At 65.9% G+C, this 8,736-nt stretch carries 9 protein-coding genes; 3 read left to right on the top strand and 6 right to left on the bottom strand.

Going from position 1 to position 8,736, the window contains the following annotated elements; all coding sequences use genetic code 11:
* The coding region (locus tag ON44_RS27315; protein ID WP_040695165.1) for an MFS transporter at positions 1–1,379 on the top strand (1,379 nt) is incomplete at its 5' end.
* Between the two features lie 154 nt (positions 1,380–1,533).
* On the opposite strand, the gene ON44_RS27310 is transcribed toward ON44_RS27315, so the two are convergent.
* Both ON44_RS27310 and ON44_RS27305 read right to left on the bottom strand, forming a co-directional pair.
* Positions 1,534–2,262, bottom strand: a complete 729-nt coding sequence (locus ON44_RS27310; RefSeq protein WP_040695157.1) for a helix-turn-helix domain-containing protein — start codon at positions 2,260–2,262, stop codon at positions 1,534–1,536.
* 108 nt (positions 2,263–2,370) lie between these two features.
* Positions 2,371–3,342 carry a helix-turn-helix transcriptional regulator gene (locus ON44_RS27305; protein WP_040695156.1) on the bottom strand — a complete coding sequence of 324 codons (972 nt, stop codon included), beginning with the start codon at positions 3,340–3,342 and terminating at the stop codon, positions 2,371–2,373.
* A 111-nt stretch (positions 3,343–3,453) separates the two neighbouring features.
* Between ON44_RS27305 and ON44_RS27300 the strand changes: the two genes are divergently transcribed.
* Positions 3,454–4,113 carry a TIGR03086 family metal-binding protein gene (locus tag ON44_RS27300; RefSeq protein WP_051182510.1) on the top strand — a complete coding sequence of 220 codons (660 nt, stop codon included), beginning with the start codon at positions 3,454–3,456 and terminating at the stop codon, positions 4,111–4,113.
* A gap of 41 nt (positions 4,114–4,154) precedes the next feature.
* Here the strand turns inward: ON44_RS27300 and ON44_RS27295 are convergent, their stop codons facing one another.
* The 4 genes from ON44_RS27295 to ON44_RS27280 are packed head-to-tail and all read right to left on the bottom strand — an operon-like array spanning position 4,155 to position 7,729.
* Positions 4,155–5,120, bottom strand: a complete 966-nt coding sequence (locus ON44_RS27295; RefSeq protein WP_051182509.1) for a glycine betaine ABC transporter substrate-binding protein — start codon at positions 5,118–5,120, stop codon at positions 4,155–4,157.
* Positions 5,117–5,896, bottom strand: a complete 780-nt coding sequence (locus ON44_RS27290) for an ABC transporter permease (protein WP_040695155.1) — start codon at positions 5,894–5,896, stop codon at positions 5,117–5,119. Before ON44_RS27290 ends, ON44_RS27295 begins: the two co-directional genes overlap by 4 nt.
* Positions 5,893–7,086 (bottom strand): ABC transporter ATP-binding protein, encoded by a 1,194-nt coding sequence (locus ON44_RS27285; RefSeq protein WP_040695154.1) that lies wholly within the window; start codon positions 7,084–7,086, stop codon positions 5,893–5,895. The genes ON44_RS27290 and ON44_RS27285 overlap by 4 nt, the downstream gene beginning before the upstream one ends.
* A complete protein-coding gene (locus ON44_RS27280; protein ID WP_040695153.1) occupies positions 7,079–7,729 on the bottom strand; it encodes an ABC transporter permease in 651 nt (216 codons plus the stop codon). Before ON44_RS27280 ends, ON44_RS27285 begins: the two co-directional genes overlap by 8 nt.
* 216 nt (positions 7,730–7,945) lie before the next feature.
* On the opposite strand from ON44_RS27280, the gene ON44_RS27275 reads away from it, so the two are divergent.
* Positions 7,946–8,551, top strand: coding sequence for a CHAP domain-containing protein (locus ON44_RS27275; protein WP_051182508.1), 606 nt, complete (start codon positions 7,946–7,948; stop codon positions 8,549–8,551).
* Positions 8,552–8,736 lie beyond the last annotated feature (185 nt).

Here is an 8,736-nt window from a genome sequence, read left to right as displayed (position 1 = left end):
CGACCCTCGGCATGGTCGGTGTCGTGGTATCGCTGATGCAGACGCTGGTCATTCCGATCATTCCCACGCTGCCGACGCTGTTGGACACCTCGGCGTCCAATGCGTCCTGGGTGATCACGGCGGCCCTGCTGGCCGGTGCCGTCGCGACCCCGATCAGTGGCCGACTCGGCGATATGTTCGGCAAGCGCCGGGTGCTGTTCGCCAATCTGGTGTCGATGGTCGCCGGTTCGGTGGTGTGCGCGCTGTCCTCCGCGCTGGCGCCGGAAATCATCGGGCGCTCGCTGCAGGGCGCGGCGGTCGGCGCGATCCCGCTCGGCATCAGCATCATGCGTGACGAATTGCCCGCCGAGAAGGTCGGCTCCGCGATGGCGATCATGAGTGCGACACTCGGTGTCGGTGGCGCGCTCGGCCTGCCGCTGGCGGCGGCGATCGCGCAGAATGCGGACTGGCACATGCTGTTCTGGACCGCTGCCGGGCTGGGCGTCGTCTGTGCCGCACTGGTTTTCGTCTTCGTACCGGAGTCGCCGGTGCGCACGCCGGCGCGTTTCGATTTCGGTGGTGCGGTCGGACTGTCGATTGCGTTGCTGGCCTTGCTGATTCCGATCACCAAGGGTGCGGACTGGGGCTGGGGCAGTGCGAGCACGCTCGGCCTGTTCGCGCTGTCTCTGGTGGTATTCCTGATCTGGGGGTTCTTCGAACTGAAGCAGCGCTCGCCGCTGGTCGACCTGCGGGTCTCGGCGCGGCCGCGCGTGCTGTTCACCAACCTCGCTTCCATCGCGGTCGGTTTCGCGCTCTACGCCATGTCGCTGACCTTCCCGCAGCTGATGATGGCGCCGGAACAGACCGGTTACGGCTTCGGCCTGTCCATGGTCAACGCCGGATTGGCGCTGGCCCCAACGGGATTCGTGATGATCCTGCTGTCGCCGGTCTCGGCGCGGCTGTCGGCGGCGCGCGGCCCGAAGGTCACGCTGGCGCTCGGTTCGGCGGTGATCGCGATCGGTTATCTGTGTGCCGTAGTGCTGATGAACAGCGTCTGGGAGCTGATGATCGCGGCGATGATCGTCGCGGGTGGTGTGGGTCTGGCCTATGCCGCGATGCCCGCGCTGATCATGGGCGCGGTGCCGCTCACGGAGACTGCCGCGGCCAACGGCCTCAATTCGCTGATGCGCTCGATCGGCACCTCGACCTCGGCGGCGGTGATGAGCGTGGTGCTCGCCCATATGACGATGCAGCTCGGCTCGCATGTACTGCCCTCGCGCGACGGCTTCCACACCACCTTCCTGATCGCCACGGCCGCAGCCCTGGTCGCCATCGTGCTCACGCTGGTCATTCCGATGCGCAAGGCGGCCGATGCCGCCGATAAGGCCGGGCACGCCTGATCATCGGGTCACGAGCCCGAACGGCCACGGGGCCGATCCTCAACGGCGAGGATCGGCCCCGTTGTCATTTGCCGGCCGGATCGAGCACCGCACCCAGGTCACGCATTCGGGCCGATGAATGGCCGCCTGGGTGGCGAGCCGGGCCGCCAGGGGTTCAGTCGGTTGGTACCAGGGTGTACATCCACCATGGTCGCCGCGGGAATTCGGACATGAAGACGTTCAATGTCATTCGGCGCAGTTCGCGGCGGGCCGGATCGCGCACGTGGATCCATGGCCTGGCGATATCGGCCGGTGCGACATCGGTGAGCCACAGTTGCTCCCACTCCGGTGCCGACCGGCAGGCAGAGATGATCTTGTCCAGCCGCTCCGGCGGCACCAACCCCGGCGCCATCATCCGCAGCGCGTAGACCATCAGATGCGCTTCCTTATGCCACTCGTGCACGGCCTGTCTGGCCTCCGGATTCAGCATCGTCCACTCGAGGATATTGTCGCCGGGCTCGAGTCCGGGAAATAGCCGCAGGTAAGCGGAGTTCGCGGCGACCAGATCGAAGGTCGGGACGATCTGGAACCAGGCGGGCTGGGCAAGGCCGCGCAAAGTGCGCAGATCGGTGGGCAGGGGCACGCTCGGCACCGGGCCGAAGGTCTCCGGAAACTGGCTCGCCTGCGTGAGACTCACGATGTGGTCGCGGTAGAACACCGGTACACCCAGCGCATCGAACAACCTGCCCAGCGTCGCAGAGGTCGGCGCGACCACGCCCTGTTCGAAATCCTGGATCACCGTCTGCGGGAATCCGGTGGCCACGGCCATCGCCGCCTGGGTCAGTCCAGCGGCTTCCCGGCGTTCCCGCAGATAGCGGGCGATCGAAGGACGGGTATCCGCCATGGTGCTATGCCTCCTGATTCCCTCGGGATCAAGAGTTGATCCCCCCCGTCCACATACCCACTCCACCCTAATTTCGACCCAAAAGCCTTGCCGCGACGTTGGATAACGCTACGGTGCCAGTTCGACGGACTCGGTATAACGCCGTGCGAGGGTGCGCAGGTGCGCAACCAGTTCCGGCGGGCCGTCGACCCGGAAGTCCATCATGAGCATGCTCAGGTAGATGGCAATGGTCTCCAGGGCATCCGCGCCGGTCAGCAGGATGCAGGTATCGGCGTCGACGGCTTCCACCACGCCGACGGCCGGGTTGATGCGGGCGATCACCGTGTCGGCGGGAGCCAGGACCGTCACCCGGGCATGCACCTTCCAGCCCGTGCTGGCGATATGGCGCATGACGAAGGCCACCAGATCGTCGTCGGGCAGTGACCGTGCGGCGAAGCGGCGCGAACCCGCGCCGGCGCGCTGCACCTGGGCGACGGGAATCGCACGCCAGGAATGGGTTTCGAGATCGTAGGCGACCAGATACCAGCGGCGCTGCCAGTTGATCAGACGATAGGGCTCGATTTCGTTGTCCGCGTCGGGATCCAGCCCGATCCGCACCGTGGCGCCATCGCGGATCGCGCTCGCAAGCGTGGTCAGTATCGCGGCCGGGACCGGGGCATCCGGTTCGCGTGAGCCGGTGGTCGCCGGTCCGATGGCGGTCGCGTTGCGCAGTGCGGTCACCTTGCGCTGCAAGCGTTTCGGCAGGATCTGTTCGAGCTTCGCCAGTGCGCGCGCGGCGTTCTCGGTGATATCGGCGATGCCGGTGGAGCCGTCCTCGGCCAGTCCGATGGCCACGGCCACCGCGACGGCCTCGTCGTCGTCGAGCAGCAGCGGCGGCATCGTGCTGCCGCGACCGAGCCGGTAGCCGCCGATCGCACCGCGCTCGGCGTGCACCGGATAGCCGAGTTCGCGCAGTCGCTGGATGTCGTTGCGCAGCGTCCGGTCCGTGATGTCGAGCCGTTCGGCCAGCTCACGACCGGTATGCGCGCGGTCCTGCAGCAGCGAGAGCAGGCGAAGAACTCGTGTCGTCGTGGCCGCCACCGTCGCCTCCGGAAATCTTTTTTGAATGAAGCCGATGTATTAGGAACGAAACTAGCCTAATGGCCTCATAGGCTTGGTGACATCAGCAAGAAGGAAAAAGAAAGGCCAGCCATGAACATCACCACCACCACCGCCGCCGACGCCACCGCGACCCTGCGCCCCGTCTGGCGCGATGTCCTCGCCACCTCCTACCGCGCTCTGACCGATGTGGTCGCCGGTATCGGCGACGATCAGTGGCAGCTGGCGACCCCGTGCTCGGAATGGGATGTCACGCAGGTGATTCAGCACGCCGCGGGCGATCAGCTCGCCTTCGCCAAGGCGCTCGGCATCGGAATCGGCCCCACCTACAACCCCTTCGCCCCGTCCGGTGCCATCGACGGCACGGCCGCCGAGTTGGTGCGCGATGCGGTCGAGCAGACCGCAACCGCCTGGGCCACCGTCACCGACGAGACCGAGACCGTACCCACCCCGCTGCCGCACGGGGCGCTGCCGACCCCGGTCGCCGCGGTACTGTGCGCCTTGGACGCGGCTGTGCACGCCTGGGATATCGCGATCGCGACCGGACAGCCGTCCCCGTTGAACGATGAACTCGCCGGTCACCTGCTCACTGCGGCGCGGACCATCAACCCGGCGCCCGGCGGCGGTCCAGAGGCGGAAATCGTTGAGCCGCTGCGTCAGTGGGGCGCCTACGCCGCGATCGTCGACGGCGCGGACGATGACACGGCGGTCGCCGAATTGCTGCGCTACCTGGGTCGCGATCCGCAAGCCTGATTCGAGCGGGTCCGAGCGGGCAAAGTGCCCGCTCGGACCCGTCAGCGAGCTGTGACGAAACCTTCCGCCACCATCCAATCCCGCGCTACCTCAGCGGGTTCGCGTCCGTTCACGTCGACCTGGCGATTCAATTCGGTGATCGCCGCATTGGTCAGCTTCTTGGATATCGGTGCCATGATGTCGGCGACCTGTGGATGCGCGTCGGCGAAGGATTTCCGCATCACCAGTGCCGCATTGTATTTCGGGAAGAAGCCCAGATCGTCCTTCAGCAAGACGAGCCCGAGTGCCGGAATCCGGCCGTCGGTGGCGGCGACCGAGCCGAACCGGCACTGCTTGGCATCTGCGGTGGCCTGATAGACCACCGCATCCTGCACGATCTGCTTGCGCACCTTGCCGACATCGATTCCGTACTTGCGCGCCATTCCGGGATAACCGTCTTGGCGCACATTGAATTCGGTGCCCACGCACGTCGCGGCGGCGGCCGGATCGGTAGCGATCAGCCGGGCATAGTCGGACAGCCTGACGACACCGGTCTCCTTCGCGGTATCGGCGCTCATCACCAGCGCGTAGGTGTTGTTCATGGGAGCCATATCCGTCCACACGATGCCGTGCGCGGCCAGATCCGCGTCGCGAACCGCCTCGAACTGCCCGACCTCATCCGGAACCGGCGTCTCGTTGCCGAGATAGTTGATCCACCCGGTGCCGGTGTATTCGTAGGAGATATCGATCTGACCGTGCAGCTGGGCATCGCGAACACTATTGGAGCCCTGGATATTCGTCAGATCCCGGACCTGCGCCCCCGCCGCGGACAGGGCGAATTCGATGAGATATCCCAGGATGTTCTGCTCGGTGAAGTCCTTGGAGCCCACCGTAATCGAGACACCGTCGAGCTCGGGCACCGGACGAATACTGCCGGGACCCACCCGCAGCGGCACCGAGCTCCCGGACTGTAATCCGCAGGCGCTCAATACGAATGCGGCGGCAAGGCCCAGCACCCACACCCTCACTTCAACCCCCTCGGCCCCAAGTACTGTTCGGCCAACGCGCCGAGCCAGTCGACGAGCAGCGCCAGCGCGACCGCGAGGACGGCTCCGACCACCAGCGTGACGTTATCGCGCAGCTTGTACCCGGTATCGATCAGAATGCCGAGACCACCCGCGCTCACCAGGAACGACAGCGTCGCGGTGCCGACGGCCAGCACCAGCGAGGTGCGCAGCCCGGCCAGGATGTACGGAATGGCGAGCGGAAATTCGATGCGGCGCAATACCGTCAGTGCCGACATGCCCTGGCCGCGTCCGGCATCGATGACGGAGGCATCCACCTGCTGGTAGCCCAGGATCGTATTGCGCAGCACGGGAAGTAGTGAATAGAAGGCGATCGGCGCGACGCCGATCCAGAACCCGGTGGTGCGGGTGGCGAGGTAGAACAGCACGATCAGACCGATCGCAGGTGCGGCAGCGCCGATATTGGCGATACCGACGAAAAGCGGTGCCAGACGGCGATATCCGGGGCGGGTGAGCAGTGTGCCCAGCGGTACCGCCACCGCGACGACGATCACCACGACCGTTGCGGTGATCAATACATGCTGCCAGGTGACGGTCGCGATATTGGAAACGCTGATACTGGCCTGCTGGGTGACGGTGAGATCGCGCCGGAATGCCCACACCAGCACACCCGCGGTGAGCACGAGCACAACCGCCGGTTGGACCAGCAGCCGAATGCGTTCGGCCCGACGCAGTGTCGTCGGCGATGTCGTGGCCGGTGCGGTGGTCGCCGTGGTCATGTCGTCGCATCCGTCTCGGCGCCCGCATGGGTGGCGCGCATGGCCGACAGATGGCCGACGAGCGTATCGATCGTGATCAATCCGGCGTATTCACCGCGCCGACCGGTGACGACCGCGGTCGCGGTCTGTTCGGCGAGCAAGGCCTCCAACGCATCCTGCAGTGTCGATTGCAGTGACAGCTGCTCACCGACTGGAGAGCCGACATCACGCAACGAATTCGCCTGTGCCAGATGCTCACTCGACACCCAACGCAATGGCCGCTGCTGCGCGTCGAGAATCAGCGCCCATGGCCAATCCCGTCCGGCCAGCGCGGCGCGGAGGCTGTCGGCCGAATCGGACTCCGCGGCCGTCGGGCAGCTGCCGAGCTCGACATCGCGGACCCGGGTGAGGGTGAGCTGCTTGAGCGAGGCATCCGCGCCGACGAAACCGGCCACGGTCTCATCCGCGGGATCTGCCAGGATCGCCGCCGGGGTGTCGTACTGCAGAATGCGGGATTGATTGCCCAGCACCGCGATTCGATCGCCGAGCTTCACCGCCTCGTTGAAATCGTGGGTGACGAACACGATGGTTTTACCCAGTTCGGATTGCAGCCGCAGCAGCTCGTCCTGCAGCAGACCGCGGGTGATCGGATCGACAGCGCCGAACGGCTCGTCCATCAGCAGCACCGGCGGATCGGCCGCTAAAGCGCGGGCCACCCCGACGCGCTGCTGCTGGCCGCCGGAGAGCTGCCTGGGATAGCGGTCGCGGTAGGTATCGGGATCGAGGCCGACCAGCTCGAGCATTTCGTCGGTCCGCGCGGCGACCTTCTTGCGATCCCAGCCGATCAGACCGGGCACTGTCGCAACGTTTTTCGCGACCGTCAGATGCGGGAACAACCCGGCCTGCTGGATGGAATAGCCGATGCCCCTGCGCAATTGGTCCGGATTCACACCGGTGACATCGCGCCCGCCGATCGTGATGGTGCCCGAGGTCGGCTCGATGAGGCGGTTGATCATCCGCATGGTGGTGGTCTTACCGCAGCCGGACGGCCCGACGAGGACGACGATTTCGCCCGCCGGGATGGTCAGCGAAACCCGGTCGACGGCCGGATCGCGCTGGCCCGGATAGTGTTTGGTGACCTCGTCGAGCACGATCTCGACGCCGGACACCGCCGATGCCGTACTGTCGCCGCGGATTTCGGTATCAGTCACGTATTCCCCTCGAGGTGGTGAGTCGCCCGACGATGACGAAGATCCCATCGAGGACCAGCGCGAGTACGACGATCAGGATCGTCCCGACCAGCGCCTGCGGCACCGCATTCGGACTACCGAGCCGGGCCAGGCCGGAGAAGATCAGGTTGCCGAGTCCGGGTCCCTTGGCATAGGCGGCAATGGCCAGAATGCCCATGATCATCTGGGTACTGACCCGCATCCCGGTCAGGATCGATGGCCAGGCCAGCGGCAATTCGATGCGCGCGAGCACCCGGAGCCGATTCATGCCGACCCCGCGCGCGGCGTCCACGATCGCCGGGTCCACCGAGGCCAACCCGATGATGGTGTTGCGCAGAATCGGCAGCAGGGCATAGAGCACCAGCGCGGTAATGGTCGGTCCGACACCGAGTCCGAGGAATGGAATCAGCAGCCCGAGCAGTGCGAACGACGGAACGGTGAGAATGGCGCTGGCCAGCGCCGTCGCCACCGAGGATCCGATCGGGCTGCGGTAGACCAGGATGCCGATCAGCACGGCCACGATCGTCGCGAGCAGTATCGACTGCACCACCGCCGAGACATGCAGATACGAATCGGTGACCAGCTGTGCGCGCCGATGCACCACGAATGTCCACAGTGTGTCCAGGGCCTTACCTCCCCGTTGCCCGGTGTCCTCGGGAGACTATCGCGCCTGCCGCTCGACCGGTACGAATTCGCGCGGTACGGCAGTCGGCAATTGTCCACTGCCGCCGTGCCTTCGAGAGACTGCCCCGCACCCATTCAGTTGAAACCGCATCCGCGGGAACCGCGGGGCGGGCCCATTCGTCCTAAGGATCAGGAGTCGAAAGCCTGGAGGGGGAATATGTCGAAGCACGAGGTGGCCGAGCGGCGACGGTACTGGTGGCCGGTGCTGGGCCTGGTGGTGGTTGTGCTGGTCGCGGCAGGTGTGGTCGGGGTGCGCTGGTGGCAGGATCGCGCACAACCCGCAATCGCCGGAGACCGCTTGACCACATTTCCCGCGATCGACAGGTCCGGGCTGGACCCCGCACAGGGACGGATCGTCGCGGTCCTCGAACGCGAATTCAAGGCGCAGGGCGATGGTCCGAAGTACGCCGAAGGTTCCGACGAACCGTGGTGCGCCGACTTCGTCAGCTGGGTGCTGCGCGAGGCGGGGGCGCCGCTGGCCAATCCGAATTCCGGATCGTGGCGGATTCCGGGCGTGTACACGCTGCAGGAGTACTACCAAGGCGCGGACCGCTTCGCGCCGATCGGTTCGGGCTATCAGCCGCGTACCGGTGACGTGCTGCTCTACGCCGAGGGGAGTCCCTTCGATCAGCACACGAATTTCGTGCTCACGGCCGCGAACGGCACCGTGACAACCATGGGTGGCAATGAATTCGGCGAGGTCGCGATCCATCGTTTCGCACTGGTGGAGGTGCCGGGGGTGGTGGGATTCGGTCGTTTGTGAATAGTGTTGGGACTCAGCCGGTCTTCCTAGTGGCCATGCATTGTCGGCGGGTCCTCCGCTAGCACTTACCATTGACTAGGCGGCGCCCGGCAGCGCCGTCTTTCGGTCCCTGTCCTGCTACCCCCTCATCAGCAGGACAGGGACCTCTGGGTGGGGGGATGTCGGCCCGACCTCGCCGAAATCTG

It is taken from the genome of Nocardia vinacea NBRC 16497 (genome assembly GCF_000308835.1).
Taxonomy (GTDB): Bacteria; Actinomycetota; Actinomycetes; order Mycobacteriales; family Mycobacteriaceae; genus Nocardia; species Nocardia vinacea.
Note: the sequence above shows the minus strand (reverse complement) of the source record. Positions and strands in the feature narration are given on the sequence as shown.

Coding starts and splice junctions, on each gene's coding strand:
- ON44_RS27310 (WP_040695157.1), bottom strand. CDS start 2,262: ATGGCGGATACCCGTCCTTCGATCGCCCGCTATCTGCGGGAACGCCGG.
- ON44_RS27300 (WP_051182510.1), top strand. CDS start 3,454: ATGAACATCACCACCACCACCGCCGCCGACGCCACCGCGACCCTGCGC.
- ON44_RS27290 (WP_040695155.1), bottom strand. CDS start 5,896: ATGACCACGGCGACCACCGCACCGGCCACGACATCGCCGACGACACTG.
- ON44_RS27275 (WP_051182508.1), top strand. CDS start 7,946: ATGTCGAAGCACGAGGTGGCCGAGCGGCGACGGTACTGGTGGCCGGTG.